Consider the following 16,452-nt stretch of genomic DNA (forward strand, 5'->3'; position numbering starts at 1 on the left):
GCCCACCGAGCGGATCGGCACCGGCGGCCCGGCCCAAGCGCCGCCGCCCGTCGCTCCCAGCCAGCAGGCCGCTCAGTCGGGGGCTGGCCGAAGGGATGGTTGCCGGGACGGGCCCATGTCGACGGGCCCTCGTTCGGTGGTTCCTGGGGGCCTTGTGGGTTCGTCACCCGACCGATTCTGCCCTATCCATTCGGGCAAAGTCAGAGCGGTTTCGCAGCACCGCGATGGTTTCGCGGGCCTTGGCCACCCCGTCGAGGTCGATGTCGGCCACCACGAGCTGGGGGTTTGCGCCGGCGGACGCGACCACCTCGCCCAGCGGCGAGGCCACCAGGCTGCCGCCCACGCCCGTCGGTGCGCCCGCACCGGACCCCGCGTTGGTCAGGGTGTCGGCGGGGTCGGCCTGACCGACGGCGGCGACGTAGCTCATCGAATCCAGCGCCCGGGCCCGGGCCAGCAGCGTCCACTGCTCGAGCTTGCCCGGCCCCGAGCCCCAGGACGCGCAGATGACGATCAGCTGGGCGCCGCGCGCGGCCAGCTCGGTGTAGAGCGCCGGAAAGCGGATGTCGTAGCAAACGCTCAATCCGACCCGGGCCTCGCCGACGTCGACCACCACCGGCTCGTGGCCGGGCGCGACGGTGCGCGACTCGGTGAAGCCGAACGCGTCGTAGAGGTGGATCTTGTCGTAGTGGGTGTCCGGCCGGTTGGGGGCGCCCGGCCCGGCCACGATCAGCGTGTTGGTCACCCGCCCGTCGCCGGCGGGGGTGAACATGCCGGCGATCACGGTGATCCCGGCCTCCGTCGCGATTCCGCGCACCCCGTCCGCCCAGGGCCCGTCGATCGGCTCGGCGACTGGTGCCAGCGGAACGCCGAACCGGCACATCGTCGCCTCCGGGAAGACCACCAGCGTGGCGCCCGCGTCGGCGGCCCGGCGCGTGTACTCGCGCACCAGCTGCAGGTTCGCCGCCGGATCGCTGCCGCTGAGGATCTGCGCCAAGGCGATTCGCATGGGCGCCAGCTTAGGCCCGTCCGGTTAGGCGTTGTTGGCGATCCACTCCGCGGTCAGGCGCTGTTCGCGGCTCACCAGTTCGGCCAGGTGGGTGCCGATGAGCCGCTCCACCTTGCCGCCGATGATCGGCACCCGGACCTTGATGGCGATCCGGTAGGTGAGCCGCGCGCCGCCGGACTCGGCGATCGGCGCCAGCTCGCCGCTGCCGGACACGTGCACCGGGGTGCCCTCGATCGTGCCGGCGATGGCGGCCGTCGCGGCGCCGTCGCTGACCGGACCCCACGATTCTTCGCGCCGCACGCACAGGTCGCCCCGGTGCAGTTGCTTGACGAGGGCGTGCAGGTTGTGGCTGCGCACCACCTGCAGGGTGACCACCTCGACGCTGCCGTCGTCCCCGGACTCGCCGCCGCGCCGCATCGACTCCAGCTTGGCCTCGTCGACCGGGATGTCGGCCAGCCTGGCCTCCCAATAGCCCTCCACCTGGAAAGCCCGGTGAATCTCCTCGACGGTCTGCTCGTAGTCGGCCGACAAGTCGAATGAACGCGGCATAGCTGGCCAGGCTACCGTTACGGGCCATGAAACCGACCGGTGCCGGTTCGCTCTTCGCCGGTGCGCGTGTCGCCGAGGCGGTGCCGCTGGCGCCGTTGACGACGTTGCGGGTGGGACCCGTCGCGCAACGCCTGATCACCTGCACCAGCACCGAGCAGGTGGTTGCCGCGCTGCGGCAGCTGGACACCGAATCCGGCGGCGGGCCGGTGCTGGTGTTTGCCGGCGGCTCCAACCTCGTGGTCGCCGACACGCTGACCGATCTGACCGCGGTACGCCTCGCCAACGACGCCATCACCGTCGACGGCAACGTCGTCCGCGCCGAGGCGGGCGCCGTCTGGGACGACGTGGTGGTCACGGCCATCGAGCGCGGTCTGGGCGGGCTGGAATGCCTGTCCGGCATCCCCGGGTCGGCCGGGGCCACCCCGGTGCAGAACGTCGGGGCCTACGGGGCGGAGGTGTCCGACACCGTCACCCGGGTTCGGGTGCTCGATCGCGGCACCGGCGCGGTGCGCTGGGTGCCCGGCGACGAACTCGGCTTCGGCTACCGCACCAGCGCGTTCAAGCGGGCCAACCGGTCGGGGCGCGAAATCCCTTCCGTGGTACTCGAAGTCGAGTTCGCGCTGGACCCGTCGGGCCGCAGCGCGCCGCTGCGCTACGGCGAGCTGACGGCCGCGCTGAACGCGACCAGCGGCGAGCGCGCGGACCCGAAAGCCGTCCGCGAGACGGTGCTGAGGCTGCGCGGCCGCAAGGCCATGGTGCTCAATGCCTCGGACCACGACACCTGGAGCGTCGGTTCGTTCTTCACCAACCCGGTGGTCTCCCCGGAGATCTACCAGCGGCTGGCCGATCGCGTCGGGGGACCGGTTCCGCACTACCCGGCGCCGGACGGAGTCAAGCTGGCGGCGGGGTGGTTGGTGGAGCGGGCGGGCTTCGGCAAGGGCTATCCCGAGCCGGATCCGGGCGGCCGCGAAGCGCCGTGCCGGCTGTCGACCAAGCACGCGCTCGCGCTGACCAACCGCGGGGGGGCCACCGCCGGGGACGTGATCGCGCTGGCCCGCGCCGTACGTGACGGAGTCCGCGCTGTGTTTGGCATCACACTGGAACCGGAGCCTGTCCTGCTCGGTTGCAGGCTGTAGCCGCAAATCGCGGGAATCCGCGCGCCAGGCTCGAATTGTCATGGCGGGGTTGGGGTCTTCTCTCACGGTATCTTTAATTGTCGTGAGCACTTCCAGTTCCCCTCCGCCGGTCAACCGGCGCTTGGCCTTGGCGGCCCTGGGACTTGGCGTGTTTGCCCCCAGCGTATTGGCCGCCTGCGCCGGCACCGTGGCCAACAAGCAGGCCGAGAAGAAGGAGCCGCCGGCGCCGCAGCTACAGTTCCAGCCGGCCTTGAACACCCCAGCCGCGGCCGACGTGGTCCCGATCGCGCCGATCAGCGTCCAGGTGACCGACGGCTGGTTCCAGAAGGTGGCGCTGACCAATTCGTCGGGCAAGGTGGTCGCCGGCGCCTTCAATCAGGACCGCACCGTCTACACCACCACCGAGCCGCTGGGCTACGACGGGACCTACACGTGGAGCGGCTCGGCCGTCGGCCACAACGGCAAGGCGATCCCGGTGAGCGGCAAGTTCACCACCGTGTCGCCGAGCAAGAAGATCAGTGGGGCGTTCCAGTTGGCCGACGGCCAGACCGTCGGCGTCGCCGCGCCGATCATCATCCAGTTCGACGCGCCCATCAGCGACAAGGCCGCGGTCGAGAAGGCGCTGGTCGTCACCACCGACCCGCCCGTCGAGGGCAGCTGGGCCTGGCTGCCCGACGAGAGGCAGGGGGCGCGCGTCCACTACCGGACCCGGGAGTATTACCCGGCGGGCACCACCGTGAACGTCGACGCCAAGCTGTACGGTCGGCCGTTCGGTGACGGCGCGTTCGGCGCCGACGACATCTCGTTGCACTTCCAGATCGGTCGCCGGCAGGTGGTGAAGGCCGAGGTCTCCTCGCACCGCATCCAGGTCGTCACCGACGCCGGCGTCATCATGGACTTCCCGTGCAGCTACGGCGAGGCCGACAAGGCCCGCAACGTCACCCGTAACGGCATCCACGTGGTGACCGAGAAGTACGCCGACTTCTACATGTCCAACCCGGCCGCCGGCTACACCAACGCCCACGAACGCTGGGCGGTGCGGATCTCCAACAACGGTGAGTTCATCCACGCCAACCCGTCCAGCGCGGGCGCGCAGGGCAACTCCAACGTCACCAACGGCTGCATCAACCTGTCGACGGCGGACGCTGCGGAGTACTACCCGACCGCGATGTACGGCGACCCCGTCGAGGTCACCGGCAGTTCGATCCAGCTGTCCTACTCCGACGGCGACATCTGGGACTGGGCCGTGGACTGGGACACCTGGGTGGCGATGTCGGCGCTGCCGCCCCCGACGGCGCACCCGCCGGCGTCGCAGATCCCCGTCACCGCGCCGGTCACTCCGACGGACGCCCCGACCTTGTCGGGCACGCCCACGACCACCACAACGACGACGACTACTCGCCCCGGCGGTTAAACCGCGTCGCGCTGGCCTGGTCTCGTGGCTTGATGACGATCAGGTCCAGGTCCACGTGGGACGGCCGCGAGGCCACGAACCCGATCACCTCGGCGACGTCTGCCGCCACCAACGGCGTCAGCCCGCTATAGACGGCGTCCGCGCGCTGCCGGTCGCCGTCGAAGCGCACCAGCGAAAAGTCGGTTTCGACCGCGCCCGGCGCAATCTCGGTGAGCCGCACGGGTTTTCCCAATAGCTCACCGCGCAGCGTGCGATGCAGCGCGCCCTGCGCGTGCTTGGCCGCGGTGTAGCCGGCGCCGCCGTCGTAGGTCTCCATGGCCGCGACCGAGGTGACCGTGACGATGAGGCCGTCGCCGGAATCGATCAGCTTGGGCAGCAGCGCGCGGGTGACCCGCAGCGTGCCCACCACGTTGGTCTCCCACATCCATTGCCAGTGCCCGAGGTCGGCGTCGGCGACGGATTCCAGCCCCCAGGCGCCACCGGCGTTGTTGATCAGCACATCGACCCGACTCAATGCGGCGGCCAGCGCGTCGACCGCGCGGTCGTCTGTGACGTCGGCCACAATGGCGGTGCCGCCGATCTCGTCGGCCAGCGCCTTGAGCCGGTCCGCTCGGCGCGCCACCGCGACAACGTGGAAGCCCTGTGCCGCAAGGGTTTTCGCGGTAGCTTCGCCGATGCCCGAACTGGCGCCGGTAACCACCGCGACTCGTTGATGCCCGCCAGCTGCGTTCACACGGAACAACTCTAGTGAACGTGTTAAGTTCTCGGGGTGCTCCTTGGCGCCCTGATCAACACCACCATCGCCGCGTGTCTGTGCGCGGCGAGTGCGTGTTGTTGCCGCGCACTTTGCCGCTCCTGACTTTCAGGTGTGGCCGAAGCCGGCCATCGCAGAACTCGCACAAAAGGACACTCATGCGCACTACCCTTACCCGTAATCACCATTCCCTCAGCCGCAAAGGCCTCCCGCGGATGCACCGCCAGATCCTGCCTCCGGCATTACACATCTCGGACTCGGCCGCGGCATCCGTCTTCCGGGCCGTTCGGCTGCGCGGCCCCGTCGGCCGCGACGTCATCGCGGCCGTCACCTCGCTGAGCATCGCCACGGTCAATCGCCAGGTCATCGCCCTGCTGGACGCGGGCCTGCTGCGGGAACGCGCCGACCTGGCCGTTCCCGGTGCCATCGGGCGCCCGCGGGTGCCGGTGGAGATCAACCACGAACCGTTCGTGACGCTCGGCATCCACATCGGAGCGCGCACCACCAGCATCGTCGCCACCGACCTGTTCGGTCGCACGCTGGATACCGTCGAGACCCCGACGCCGCTGTCGCCCGCGGGGCCCGCGCTGGCTTCGCTGGCCGAGAGCGCCTCCCGGTACCTGCAGCGCTGGCACCGGCGCCGCCCGCTGTGGGTCGGGGTGGCGATCGGCGGCACCGTCGACGCGGCGACCGGCCTCGTCGACCACCCCCGGCTCGGGTGGCGGCAGGCGCCCGTCGGCCCCGTGCTGGCCGACGCGCTGGGGCTGCCGTTGTCGGTGGCCTCGCACGTCGACGCGATGGCCGGCGCCGAATTGCTGCTCGGCCTGCGGCGATTCGCGCCGAGTTCGCCGACCAGCCTGTACGTCTACGCCCGCGAGACCGTGGGCTATGCGCTGGTGATCGGTGGGCGGGTGCACTGCCCGGCCAGCGGGCCGGGCACCATCGCGGCGCTGCCCGCCCACTCCGAACTGCTCGGCGGCACCGGCCAGCTGGAGTCCACGGTCAGCGACGAGGCGGTGCTGGCCGCCGCGCGGCGACTGAAGATCCTGCCCGCCGTCCCGCCCGCCACCCGCATCGCCGGGGCCACGACCGCGATGACCGACCTGCTGCGGGTGGCCCGGTCCGGCAATCAGCCGGCCAGGGACCTGCTGGACGAGCGGGCCCGGGTGCTCGGCGAGGCGGTCGCGTTGCTGCGCGACATGCTCAACCCCGACGAGCTGGTCGTCGGCGGTCAGGCCTTCACCGAGTACCCCGAGGCGATGGGCCGGGTGGAGGAGGCGTTCGCCGGCCGCTCGGTGCTGCCCCCGCGCGATATCCGCATCACCGCCTTCGGCAACCGGGTCCAGGAGGCCGGGGCCGGGACGGTGTCGCTGGGCGGGCTGTACGCGGACCCGCTGGGCGCGATGCGGCGCGCCGGGGCGCTGCAGTCCCGGCTGCGGGAGGTCGCGGCCGACGAGTCGTCCGCTTAGCGCGAACAGCGCCCGTCGGTCCGGTCGCGGCCCGTCCTGTAAAGATGAAGGAGTGCGGCACGACGACGTCCTCCGGCGCAGCGACCCGCGCCGGGTTGCGGTCCTGGCGGTGCACACCTCGCCGTTGGCCCAGCCGGGAACCGGCGACGCCGGGGGCATGAACGTCTACGTGCTGCAAACCGCCTTGCACCTGGCGCGGCGTGGCATCGAGGTGGAGATCTTCACCCGGGCCACCGCGTCGGCCGATCCGCCGGTGGCCCACGTGGCGCCGGGCGTGCTGGTCCGCAACGTGGTGGCGGGGCCCTTCGAGGGCCTGGACAAATACGACCTGCCGACGCAGCTGTGCGCGTTCGCGGCCGCGGTGCTGCGCGCCGAGGCGTCACACGAACCGGGTCACTACGACATCGTGCATTCCCACTACTGGCTGTCCGGGCAGGTCGGCTGGCTGGCCCGGGACCGCTGGGCGGTGCCGTTGGTGCACACCGCACACACGCTCGCCGCGGTGAAAAACGCGGCCCTGGCCGCCGGGGACGCGCCGGAGCCGCCGCTGCGCACGGTGGGGGAGCAGCAGGTCGTCGACGAAGCGGACCGGCTGATCGTCAACACCGACGACGAAGCCAGGCAATTGATTTCGCTCCACCACGCCGATCCGGGGCGGATCGATGTGGTGCACCCCGGGGTGGACCTGGACGTGTTCCGCCCGGGCGATCGGCGGGCGGCCCGGGCCGCGCTGGGCCTGCCGCTCGACGGTGATCTGGTGGCCTTCGTCGGGCGGATCCAGCCGCTGAAGGCCCCCGACATCGTGCTGCGCGCCGCGGCGAAACTGCCCGGGCTGCGCATCGTGGTCGCCGGCGGCCCGTCGGGCAGCGGCCTGGCCTCGCCGGACGGACTGGGGCGGCTGGCCGACGAACTCGGCATCACCGACCGGGTGACGTTCCTGCCGCCGCAGTCCCGCCCGGACCTGGCCGCCCTGTTTCGGGCCGCCAATCTTGTTGCGGTGCCCAGTTATTCGGAGTCGTTCGGGTTGGTTGCCGTCGAGGCGCAGGCGTGCGGTACCCCCGTGGTGGCCGCGTCGGTCGGCGGACTGCCGGTGGCGGTGCGCGACGGGATCTCCGGCACCCTGGTGTCCGGGCACGACGTCGGCGACTGGGCGGATGCCCTGGATCGGCTGCTGCGGCGCGACGCGGCGCAGGCCGACGCGATGAGCCGCGCGGCCGCCGCGCACGCGGCCACGTTCTCCTGGGACAACACCACCGACGCGCTGCTGGCCAGCTATCGGCGCGCGATCGGCGACTTCACCGCCCTGCGCCAGCGCCGGTTCCGCGACCGCGCCGCGATGCGCAAGCCGCGCCGCTGGACCACCCGTCGCGGGGTGGGCGCGTGAATACGACCGTGCAGGCCGTGATCGAGCACACGCTGCAGGCCAGCGGGCTGACCTACTCGGAATTGCCCGGGTCGCACGGCGGCCTGCCCGGCCTGGTGGTGGAACTGCCCGGCGAGCGCAAGCTCAAGACCAACACCATCCTGACCATCGGCGAGCATTCGGTGCGCGTGGAGGCGTTCGTGTGCCGCAAGCCCGACGAGAACCACGAGGGCGTCTACCGGTTTTTGCTCAGGCGCAATCGCCGGCTGTACGGGGTGGCCTACACGCTGGACAACGTCGGCGACATCTACCTGGTGGGCCGCATGTCGCTCGCCTCGGTCGACGCCGACGAGATCGACCGGGTGCTCGGGCAGGTCCTCGAAGCGGTGGACTCCGACTTCAATACGTTGCTGGAGTTGGGTTTTCGCTCGTCGATTCAGAAAGAATGGGAGTGGCGGGTGTCCCGGGGGGAGTCGCTGAAGAACCTGCAGGCGTTCGCCCATTTGCGCCCTACGACGATGCAGAGCGCGCAGCGCGATGAGGAGGAGTCGGGCAACACAATCGACGAAGGCGACGAATAAGCTAGCCGGCATGGGAGACACGGCCACGCTGGTGCTGCTGCGCCACGGCGAGAGCGACTGGAATGCCCTCAACCTGTTCACCGGCTGGGTGGACGTGGGGCTGACCGAGAAGGGCCGGACCGAGGCGGTGCGCAGCGGCGAGCTGATGACCGAACACGGCCTGCTGCCCGACGTGCTCTACACCTCGCTGCTGCGGCGGGCGATCACCACCGCGCACCTGGCGCTGGACACCGCCGACCGGTTGTGGATCCCGGTGCGGCGCAGCTGGCGGCTCAACGAGCGCCACTACGGCGCCCTGCAGGGTCTCAACAAGGCCGAAACCAAGGAGCGTTACGGCGAGGACCAGTTCATGGCCTGGCGGCGCAGCTACGACACGCCGCCCCCGCCGATCGAGCGCGGCAGCGAATTCAGCCAGGACACCGATCCTCGCTACGCCAACATCGGCGGCGGCCCGCTGACGGAATGCCTGGCCGACGTGGTGGTGCGTTTCCTGCCGTATTTCACCGACGTGATCGTCCCGGACCTGCGGGCCGGCAAGACCGTGCTGATCGTCGCGCACGGCAACTCGCTGCGTGCCCTGGTCAAGCACCTGGACGGGATGTCCGACGACGAGGTCGTGGGGCTCAACATCCCGACCGGCGTCCCGCTGCGCTACGACCTGGATGCCGACCTGCGGCCGGTGCTGCCGGGCGGTACCTACCTCGACCCGGAGGCGGCCACGGCGGGCGCCGCGGCGGTTGCCAGCCAGGGAAGGGCGTGAGCTGGTTCGCAGGTCCGGGCGCGGGTTTAAAGGCCCCTTTGCCAAACATCGAGTTAACGGAAGCGGAACACCTGTTGCGTAAGGTGTGACTTGTCCGATTTTGGCCTCGCTCCGCTAGGGCAGCGTTCACCAGATTTGTAGGATTTTGTATGTGACTGTGTTCTCGGCGCTGTTGCTGGCCGGGGTCTTGGCAGTGCTGGCGCTGGCCGCGGGAGTTGCGGTCGGGGCCCGGCTGGCACCGCGGGCGGTCGAACGCCGCCAACAATCCTCGACCGAATGGACGGGGATCACCGTCGCGCAGATGCTGCAACGCATCGTCGCGCTGATGCCTTTGGGCGCCGCGGTGGTGGACTCCCACCGCGACGTCGTCTATCTCAACGAACGGGCCAAGGAATTGGGCCTGGTGCGCGATCGCCAGCTCGACAACCAGGCCTGGCAGGCCGCGCAGCAGGCGCTCACCGGCGTCGACGTCGAGTTCGACCTGCGGCCGCCGAAGCGCGGACCCGGCCGGTCCGGGCTCTCCGTGCACGGTCAGGCGCGGCTGCTGAGCGAAGAGGACCGCCGGTTCGCGGTGGTCTTCGTCCACGACCAGTCCGACTACGCCCGCATGGAGGCGACCCGGCGCGATTTCGTGGCCAACGTCAGCCACGAGCTCAAGACCCCGGTGGGGGCCATGGCCCTGCTGGCCGAGGCGCTGCTGGCCTCGGCCGATGACTCCGAAACCGTCCGCCGCTTCGCCGAAAAGGTTCTCGTCGAAGCCAACCGGCTGGGGGACATGGTCGCCGAACTGATCGAGCTGTCGCGGCTGCAGGGCGCCGATCCGTTGCCCAACGTGACCGAGGTCGAGGTGGACACCGTGGTGTCCGAAGCGATTGCGCGCCACAAGGTGGCGGCCGACAACGCCGACATCGAGGTCCGCACCGACGCGCCCAGCGGCCTGCGGGTGCTGGGCGACGAAACGCTCCTGGTGACCGCGCTGGCCAACCTGGTGTCCAACGCGATCGCCTATTCGCCTCCGGGATCGCCGGTTTCGATCAGCCGCCGCCGCCGGGGCGACAACATCGAGATCGCCGTGACCGACCGCGGCATCGGTATTCCCCTGGAGGACCAGGAGCGGGTCTTCGAGCGATTCTTCCGCGGGGACAAGGCGCGTTCGCGGGCCACCGGCGGCAGCGGGCTGGGCCTGGCCATCGTCAAACACGTTGCGGCCAACCACAACGGCAGCATCGGCGTGTGGAGCAAGCCGGGCACCGGGTCGACGTTCACCCTGTCGATTCCGGCCTACAAGGACAACGACGAGGAACCTGAGCAACCGCTGGGCCGTGAGGTGCGGCCCAACAGGTCACAACGAGAGGAAGAACTAAGTAGATGACCAGTGTGCTGATCGTGGAAGACGAGGAGTCGCTGGCCGATCCGCTGGCATTCCTGTTGCGCAAGGAGGGCTTTGAGGCCACGGTGATGACCGACGGCCCCGCGGCGCTTGCCGAGTTTGATCGCGCCGGCGCGGACATCGTGCTGCTCGATTTGATGCTGCCGGGCATGTCGGGCACCGACGTGTGCAAGCAGTTGCGCGCCCGCTCCAGCGTGCCGGTGATCATGGTCACCGCGCGCGACAGCGAGATCGACAAGGTGGTCGGCCTCGAGCTGGGCGCGGATGACTACGTCACGAAGCCTTACTCGGCGCGCGAGCTGATCGCCCGCATCCGCGCGGTGCTGCGCCGGGGCGGCGACGACGACTCCGAGATCAGCGACGGCGTGCTGGAATCCGGGCCGGTCCGGATGGACGTCGAGCGCCACGTCGTGTCGGTCAACGGCGACACGATCACGTTGCCGCTGAAGGAATTCGACCTGCTCGAGTACCTGATGCGCAACAGTGGGCGGGTGCTGACCCGCGGGCAGCTGATCGACCGGGTCTGGGGTGCCGACTACGTCGGGGACACCAAGACGCTCGACGTTCACGTCAAGCGGCTGCGGTCCAAGATCGAGGCGGACCCGGCCAACCCGGTGCACCTGGTGACGGTGCGGGGACTGGGCTACAAGCTCGAGGGTTAAGAGTCCGTATCGAAGACGGTCCGGGCATCGTCGCCGGCGCTCAACGCGATACGCCGACGCATGTCCGCCGTCATCGGCGGAAGCCGGTCGAGGTCGAACCAGGCCGCTTCGGTGCACTCGTCGTCGGCCGCAAAGGGCTCGCCCGACAGCCACCGCATCCGGAACACGTGATCCAGATACTGGGCCTGGTCGCCGTTGGCGTGTACGGCCGGCCGGGTCACGTGCACCCACGCCAGGCGAGTGGCCCGCGCGCTGACTCCGGTTTCTTCGCTTACTTCGCGCGCCGCGCAATCTGCGGGATTCTCCCCGGGCTCGACGATCCCCGTCACCGCCGTCCAGGCGCCGTTGTCCGCGCGCTTGACCAGCAATACTTCTCGGTCGCGGATCGTGACCGCCGTGACGCCGGGCAGCCATAACGGCGCCGTGCCCACGGCGCGACGCAGCTCAACGATGAAGTCGGGGATCGGCACGCATCGAGTGTGCGTTGCCGGCGTTGAGTGTGCATCGAGGCCCATCCCCACCGGCGTGTCGCCACCCAGGATTCACGCTCGACGCCCGGGATACACACTCAACTCGCGCGGGCGCCGACGATCTCGTCGGCCACGCCCAGCGCCATCGCCATGATCGACAGCTGCGGGTTCACCTCCGGGCAGCTGGGCAGGATCGACGCGTCGGCGACCCACACGCCGTCGGCGCCGCGCAGCCGCCCGGTTTCGTCGACGGGGCAAAGCTGCTCGTCGGCGCCCGCGGCCGCGGTGCCCGAGGGATGGAAGGCGGCCAGGTGCAGGCTCCTCGCGTCGCTTCGGCTCAGCGCATCCCGCAGCGCGGGCAGCGACGTCACCGTCATCGCGTCGGGTAAACCGGTGAGCACCTCGACGGCGCCCGCGGCGAACAGCAGCCGGCCCATGGCCTCGAGCGCAACCCGCAGCTTGGCGACGTCGGCTCGCGCGATGTTGTACCGCACCAGCGTCTCGCCGCGGACCGAGGACACCGAGCCGACGCCGCGGTCGGCCACCATGGCGCCGAACGTCGCGACCCGGTGCGCGCCGTCGAGCCAGCCGAGCAGCTCGGCGCCGTAGCCGGGAAAGACCATCGACCCCATCCCCGGCGGCGTGGAGGTCGCTTCGATCAGCACGCCGTCGGACTCGTGGAACTCGTGCACGGCTGCGCTTTGCAGCACGCCGTGCCAGGCGACCACATCCTCGTCGAACCGACCGGCGAGCATCGTCGCCGGGTGCAGCGCGAGGTTTCGGCCGAGGCGCGGGTGCGCGCCAAAGCCGCTGCGCCGCAACAGGCCCGGCGTCTCGGTCGCGCCGGCCGCGACGATGACCGTGTCCGCAACGACGTCGAGCGCGGTGCCGTCGGGCCGGCGGGCGCGCACCCCGCGAGCGCGCCCTTGCCGGTGCAGCACCCGCTCGACGCGGGCCTCTGAGATGATCCGCGCCCCCGCCGCGCACGCCTGCGGCAACGCGTTGAGGTGCACGCCGAACTTGGCGTTGCGCGGGCAGCCGATTGCGCACTGGCAGCAACCCTCGCAGCCCGGTGCGTTGCGCGGGATGGGCGCCGCCCGCCAGCCCAGCGTCGCGGCGGCATCCAGCAGCAGCCGCCCGTTGCGCCCCATGATCTCCAGCGGGACCGGCGCCACCCGCAGGGTGCGTTCGACGTCGTCGAGGCGCTCGCCCAGCCGGTCCGGATCGGCCAGGGCAAGGCCGAAATCGTCACGCCAGCGCCGCATCACGGCAGGCGGCGGCCGGTAGCAGGTGCCGGAGTTCACCACGGTGGTGCCTCCGACCGCCCGACCGATGGGCAGCACCACAGCCGGGCGCCCCAGCGCAACGGTGGCCCCCGCGCCGCGGTACAGCCCGGCGTAGCGATCGATGGGGTGGGTGCTGCGGAATTCCCCGACCGTCCAGCGCCGGCCCTCCTCGATCACGACGGTGTCCAGGCCGGCCCGCGCCAGCGTGCGGGCCACCATCGCCCCGCCGGCGCCGGACCCCACGACGACCGCGTCGGCGGTGACGACCGATCCGCTCTCGGCCGAGGGCGTGATGGTCAGGGGCGCATCCGGGCGCGCCGTGTCGTGTTCCTGGGCACGCGAAAGTAGTTCCGGGGCATAGGTTTCGGCGCCGTTGGCCAGCAACACAATCGCCTTCAAGGCTTCGACGGCGGCGCCGGCGTCGGGGCCGAGCGCGGCGACCCGCCGCAGCACCCGCTCCCGCTCGCCGGGGTCGAGCCGCGGCAGCGAGCGGCCGGTGGTGAGGTAGCTCGCCGCGGCCAGCGAGAGCAACCCGGCCCGCATCGCCACGCGTGTGGTCGGGGGCAGCCGCTTCAGGTAGCGGTCGACGCGGGCGGCGAGCTGGGCCGGCGCCGGGCCGCCGCACTCCTCGGGCAGCAGCGCGGCGCCGAACGACGCGGCGAGACGGCTCATCCGCGGCGTCCGAGCCTGCGTCCCAGTTTGATGAAGAACGGATAGGTCGCGAAGATGGCGCCCGCCGCGGCGTGCAGCCGCGGGCCCGCCTTCGCGGTGTTGACGCCGAAAACCCCGCTGTTCCACATGAAGTCGCGTCCGTTGGCGGCGCGGAAGGGCCGCCACAGCACGCCGAGGCCGGGCACGTTGTTGTAGAGCCCGAACGAACCGCCGAAAAAGACGCCGAGCGTGGCGGCCTCGGCGAGGTCCCGCTGGTCCGGGGGCAGCCGGCGCTCGATCAGCACTCCGGCGGCGAACAGCAGCGGCGGGTCGAGGACAAAGCTCACGACGGGATCCTTTCGTTGATGTCGGGTGCGTCGGCACCGCGCAGACCGACCTCGGCGTGCCCGGTTCCCGGGACCGACCAGTGCCGGTCGTCGATGTCGATGTGGACGTCGGCCTGTTCGGTGTTGGTGCACACCGCGCGGCCGCCGTCGGGGTCGGTGTAGCCGAGGCTCACGCACCGCTCCGGTGGCTGGTCGACGCGGATGAGCACCCGGCGACCGCCGATGCCGCCCTCCAGCTGCCAGTGCCGCAGACCCAGTGTCGTTTTCATTCGCAGCGACGGCAAAGGGCTTGCGGGCCAATCTTTTCCATCGATGCGGAACCGCACGAACGCCATCGGCGCCAGCCGGCGCAGGCCCGGCTTATTGGAGACCGCCGCAACGACTTCCACGACGTCGCCGTCGCCGAGGTCGGCGTGGACCCATGCCCAGCGCTTGGCGTTGCCGTGCCCGTAGATGTGAGCGACCCCGCCGCGCCAGCCGTCGATGCGGACCGCCGCATCGGCGACGGTCAGTGTGCCGGCGAAATCGGCGGTGGGCGCGAGGACCACCTGGGCTCCCGGCAGCAGCTCGCGTTCCCACGCCGCCCGGGGGAACGTCCACAGCGGCGTGCCGGCGTCCTTCCACGACAGGTCCCACGCCAACGATCCGGCGCGCCCGGCCAGCTGTTCCGGCGCCGCCCGCACCCCCGCCGCGTCGAACCAGGCGGTTCCCGACGCCGGCCCGGTGGGCTCCGGCCCGAACCGCTCGGTGCGTGGCGGCCCGTCGGGTGCGAACCACGTCGCCCAGCCGTGCGCGTAGGGGGCATCGGCCGCGTGCTCCGGGGCCACGGTCTCGCAGTGGATCCACAGCCCGGCGCGGGTCAGCGGATCCGACAGGGTGGCGTACCAGACCTCCAGGCGGCCGGCCTTGCCGTGCCAGCGCGGGGCGGAGGCCGATCGCAGCTCGTCGTCCATGCTCACCTCCGGTTGGGGCGCGGCCGCGTCATTGCCGTCGCGGGCCCGATCGGTCCACTATATTGGTTGAGCCAATGAACCAGTCAAGTGCGCTGCAGCCGCCGGACCGCCAGCGGGTCGACGAACAGATCGCCGCGTCGATCGCCGACGCGATCCTCGACGGCGCCTTTGCGCCCGGGTCGACCCTGCCGCCCGAGCGGGAGCTGGCCGAGCATCTCGGTGTCAACCGGACGTCGCTGCGCCAGGGGCTGGCCCGCCTGCAGCAGATGGGCCTGATCGAGGCCCGGCATGGCAGCGGCAACGTGGTCCGCGACCCCGAGGCGCTCACGCACCCCGCCGTCGTCGAGGCGCTGGTTCGCAAACTCGGCCCCGATTTTTTGGCCGAGCTGCTGGAGATCCGGGCGGCGCTGGGCCCGTTGATCGGCCGGCTGGCGGCCCTGCGCAGCACGCCGGAGGACGCCGAGTCGTTGCGTGCGGCGCTGGCGGCGGTGCGCGGGGCCGACGGCTCGGCGGCGCGCCAGGCCACCGACCTCGCCTACTTCCGGGTGCTCATCCACAGCACCCGCAACCGCGCGCTGGGGTTGCTGTATCGCTGGGTCGAGCACGCGTTCGGCGGGCGGGAGCACGAACTCACCGGGGCCTATGACGACGCGGCGCCGGTGGTGGCCGACCTGCAAGCCATCACCGACGCCGTGCTGGCGCGCGATGCGGAGGCGGCCGCCACCGCGGTCGAGGGCTACCTCAACGCCAGCGCGCTGCGAATGGTGTTGTCCTACAAGAAAACCCAAGCCGGCTGAGCGGGCGGGTCGCGCTACTCGGCAACCCGGGTGGCCGGGTGCACGGCGACGAGCCCTAACTTGCTGCGCCGCTTGCACATTGCCGCCAGCTCCGCGTAGGCCTTCGCGCCGAGCAACTCGGTCAGCTCGTCGGCCATGCTCTCCCAGACCTGCGTGGCGCCGACGTGCGCGGCCGGGTCGCCGGTGCAATACCAGTGCAGGTCCGCACCGCCGGAACCCCAGCCGCGGCGATCGAATTCGGTGACCCAGGTCTTGAGTATTTCGGTGCCATCGGGCCGGGTCACCCACTCCTGACTGCGCCGGATCGGCAGCTGCCAGCACACGTCGGGTTTCATGGTCAGCGGCGGTACGCCCAGCTTGAGGGCCTTGGTGTGCAACGCGCATCCCGCGCCACCGGCAAAGCCGGGCCGGTTGAGGAAGATGCAGGCATCCTTGTACTTGCGCGTGCGGTGTTGCGGTTGGCCGTCATGCTCGTCGAGCTCCAGGTAACCCTTGCGGCCCAAGCCTTTTTCCCGGAACTGCCAATCCTCGTCGGTCAACTGCTTGACCGCGTCGTCCAGCCGGGCGCGGTCGTCGTCGTCGGACAGAAAAGCGCCGTGCGAGCAACACCCGTCGTCCGGGCGGCCCTCGACCGTGCCGCGGCAGGCGGGAGTGCCGAAGACGCAGGTCCAGCGCGAGAGCAGCCAGGTGAGGTCGGCCGCGATCAGGTGCTCGGGGTTGTCCGGGTCGTAGAACTCCACCCACTCGCGGGCGAAGTCCAACTCGACCTCTTGACCCGGTTCCGGGTGTGAATCCGCCACGTCGCCAACGTTAGACCACGATTTCGCTTGCCTGGCACTTTGACGCGGACCGACTGCCGCTAGG

Annotated in this window: 17 protein-coding genes; 9 read left to right on the forward strand and 8 right to left on the reverse strand. The window is 70.8% G+C overall.

Translation table 11 applies throughout. From position 1 onward, the window contains the following. Positions 1–163 precede the first annotated feature (163 nt). Entirely contained in the window at positions 164–1,006 is an 843-nt protein-coding gene (locus A5787_RS11745) for a carbon-nitrogen hydrolase family protein (protein ID WP_066966367.1), read from the reverse strand. 24 nt (positions 1,007–1,030) lie between these two features. Further along, entirely contained in the window at positions 1,031–1,555 is a 525-nt protein-coding gene (locus tag A5787_RS11750; protein ID WP_066966370.1) for a DUF2505 domain-containing protein, read from the reverse strand. Positions 1,556–1,581: 26 nt separating this feature from the next. Between A5787_RS11750 and A5787_RS11755 the strand changes: the two genes are divergently transcribed. Then, on the forward strand, positions 1,582–2,691 hold the full coding sequence (locus A5787_RS11755) for a UDP-N-acetylmuramate dehydrogenase (protein ID WP_066966373.1): 1,110 nt from the start codon (positions 1,582–1,584) through the stop codon (positions 2,689–2,691). 40 nt (positions 2,692–2,731) lie between these two features. Then, positions 2,732–4,105, forward strand: a complete 1,374-nt coding sequence (locus A5787_RS11760) for an Ig-like domain-containing protein (RefSeq protein WP_066966377.1) — start codon at positions 2,732–2,734, stop codon at positions 4,103–4,105. Here A5787_RS11760 and A5787_RS11765 read toward each other — a convergent pair. Continuing rightward, a complete protein-coding gene (locus A5787_RS11765) occupies positions 4,086–4,838 on the reverse strand; it encodes an SDR family NAD(P)-dependent oxidoreductase (RefSeq protein ID WP_066966381.1) in 753 nt (250 codons plus the stop codon). The genes A5787_RS11760 and A5787_RS11765 overlap by 20 nt on opposite strands. Positions 4,839–5,017: 179 nt before the next feature. Between A5787_RS11765 and A5787_RS11770 the strand changes: the two genes are divergently transcribed. The 6 genes from A5787_RS11770 to regX all read left to right on the forward strand — a co-directional run bounded on the left by A5787_RS11770 (position 5,018) and on the right by regX (position 11,084). Continuing rightward, a complete protein-coding gene (locus tag A5787_RS11770; RefSeq protein WP_066966384.1) occupies positions 5,018–6,328 on the forward strand; it encodes an ROK family transcriptional regulator in 1,311 nt (436 codons plus the stop codon). A gap of 52 nt (positions 6,329–6,380) precedes the next feature. After that, positions 6,381–7,712 (forward strand): D-inositol-3-phosphate glycosyltransferase, encoded by a 1,332-nt coding sequence (gene mshA / locus A5787_RS11775; protein WP_066966388.1) that lies wholly within the window; start codon positions 6,381–6,383, stop codon positions 7,710–7,712. Continuing rightward, the gene (locus A5787_RS11780; protein WP_066966392.1) at positions 7,709–8,272 is read left to right on the forward strand and encodes a YbjN domain-containing protein; all 564 of its coding nucleotides are present in this window, start codon (positions 7,709–7,711) and stop codon (positions 8,270–8,272) included. The genes mshA and A5787_RS11780 overlap by 4 nt, the downstream gene beginning before the upstream one ends. 10 nt (positions 8,273–8,282) lie before the next feature. Then, complete coding sequence (locus A5787_RS11785) at positions 8,283–9,032, forward strand: phosphoglyceromutase (RefSeq protein ID WP_066966395.1); 750 nt, start codon at positions 8,283–8,285, stop codon at positions 9,030–9,032. Positions 9,033–9,183: 151 nt separating this feature from the next. After that, complete coding sequence (locus A5787_RS11790) at positions 9,184–10,404, forward strand: cell wall metabolism sensor histidine kinase WalK (protein ID WP_156763898.1); 1,221 nt, start codon at positions 9,184–9,186, stop codon at positions 10,402–10,404. Then, a complete protein-coding gene (gene regX / locus A5787_RS11795; protein WP_066917713.1) occupies positions 10,401–11,084 on the forward strand; it encodes a two-component sensory transduction protein RegX in 684 nt (227 codons plus the stop codon). Before A5787_RS11790 ends, regX begins: the two co-directional genes overlap by 4 nt. On the opposite strand, the gene A5787_RS11800 is transcribed toward regX, so the two are convergent. From A5787_RS11800 to A5787_RS11815, 4 genes are all read right to left on the reverse strand, one after another. After that, entirely contained in the window at positions 11,081–11,554 is a 474-nt protein-coding gene (locus tag A5787_RS11800; RefSeq protein ID WP_066966401.1) for an NUDIX domain-containing protein, read from the reverse strand. The genes regX and A5787_RS11800 overlap by 4 nt on opposite strands. A gap of 98 nt (positions 11,555–11,652) precedes the next feature. After that, entirely contained in the window at positions 11,653–13,512 is a 1,860-nt protein-coding gene (locus A5787_RS11805; protein WP_066966404.1) for a GMC family oxidoreductase, read from the reverse strand. Then, positions 13,509–13,838: a hypothetical protein gene (locus A5787_RS11810; protein WP_066966406.1), complete on the reverse strand. Its 330-nt coding sequence runs from the start codon at positions 13,836–13,838 to the stop codon at positions 13,509–13,511. The genes A5787_RS11805 and A5787_RS11810 overlap by 4 nt, the downstream gene beginning before the upstream one ends. After that, a complete protein-coding gene (locus tag A5787_RS11815) occupies positions 13,835–14,791 on the reverse strand; it encodes a hypothetical protein (protein ID WP_066966409.1) in 957 nt (318 codons plus the stop codon). The genes A5787_RS11810 and A5787_RS11815 overlap by 4 nt, the downstream gene beginning before the upstream one ends. Before the next feature lie 74 nt (positions 14,792–14,865). On the opposite strand from A5787_RS11815, the gene A5787_RS11820 reads away from it, so the two are divergent. Then, complete coding sequence (locus tag A5787_RS11820) at positions 14,866–15,588, forward strand: FadR/GntR family transcriptional regulator (protein WP_066966412.1); 723 nt, start codon at positions 14,866–14,868, stop codon at positions 15,586–15,588. A gap of 14 nt (positions 15,589–15,602) precedes the next feature. Here A5787_RS11820 and A5787_RS11825 read toward each other — a convergent pair whose 3' ends face one another. Continuing rightward, a complete protein-coding gene (locus A5787_RS11825) occupies positions 15,603–16,388 on the reverse strand; it encodes a hypothetical protein (protein WP_066966414.1) in 786 nt (261 codons plus the stop codon). Positions 16,389–16,452: the final 64 nt, after the last annotated feature.

The sequence above is a fragment of the Mycobacterium sp. 852002-50816_SCH5313054-b genome (genome assembly GCF_001667185.1).
In the GTDB taxonomy this organism is placed as follows: Bacteria; Actinomycetota; Actinomycetes; order Mycobacteriales; family Mycobacteriaceae; genus Mycobacterium.

Excerpts from the sequence above, each read along its gene's own strand:
- A5787_RS11820 (WP_066966412.1), top strand. The coding sequence starts at position 14,866 with ATGAACCAGTCAAGTGCGCTGCAGCCGCCGGACCGCCAGCGGGTCGAC.
- A5787_RS11785 (WP_066966395.1), top strand. The coding sequence starts at position 8,283 with ATGGGAGACACGGCCACGCTGGTGCTGCTGCGCCACGGCGAGAGCGAC.
- A5787_RS11815 (WP_066966409.1), bottom strand. The coding sequence starts at position 14,791 with ATGGACGACGAGCTGCGATCGGCCTCCGCCCCGCGCTGGCACGGCAAG.
- A5787_RS11805 (WP_066966404.1), bottom strand. The coding sequence starts at position 13,512 with ATGAGCCGTCTCGCCGCGTCGTTCGGCGCCGCGCTGCTGCCCGAGGAG.
- A5787_RS11760 (WP_066966377.1), top strand. The coding sequence starts at position 2,732 with ATGGCGGGGTTGGGGTCTTCTCTCACGGTATCTTTAATTGTCGTGAGC.
- A5787_RS11750 (WP_066966370.1), bottom strand. The coding sequence starts at position 1,555 with ATGCCGCGTTCATTCGACTTGTCGGCCGACTACGAGCAGACCGTCGAG.
- regX (WP_066917713.1), top strand. The coding sequence starts at position 10,401 with ATGACCAGTGTGCTGATCGTGGAAGACGAGGAGTCGCTGGCCGATCCG.
- A5787_RS11755 (WP_066966373.1), top strand. The coding sequence starts at position 1,582 with ATGAAACCGACCGGTGCCGGTTCGCTCTTCGCCGGTGCGCGTGTCGCC.
- A5787_RS11745 (WP_066966367.1), bottom strand. The coding sequence starts at position 1,006 with ATGCGAATCGCCTTGGCGCAGATCCTCAGCGGCAGCGATCCGGCGGCG.
- A5787_RS11770 (WP_066966384.1), top strand. The coding sequence starts at position 5,018 with ATGCGCACTACCCTTACCCGTAATCACCATTCCCTCAGCCGCAAAGGC.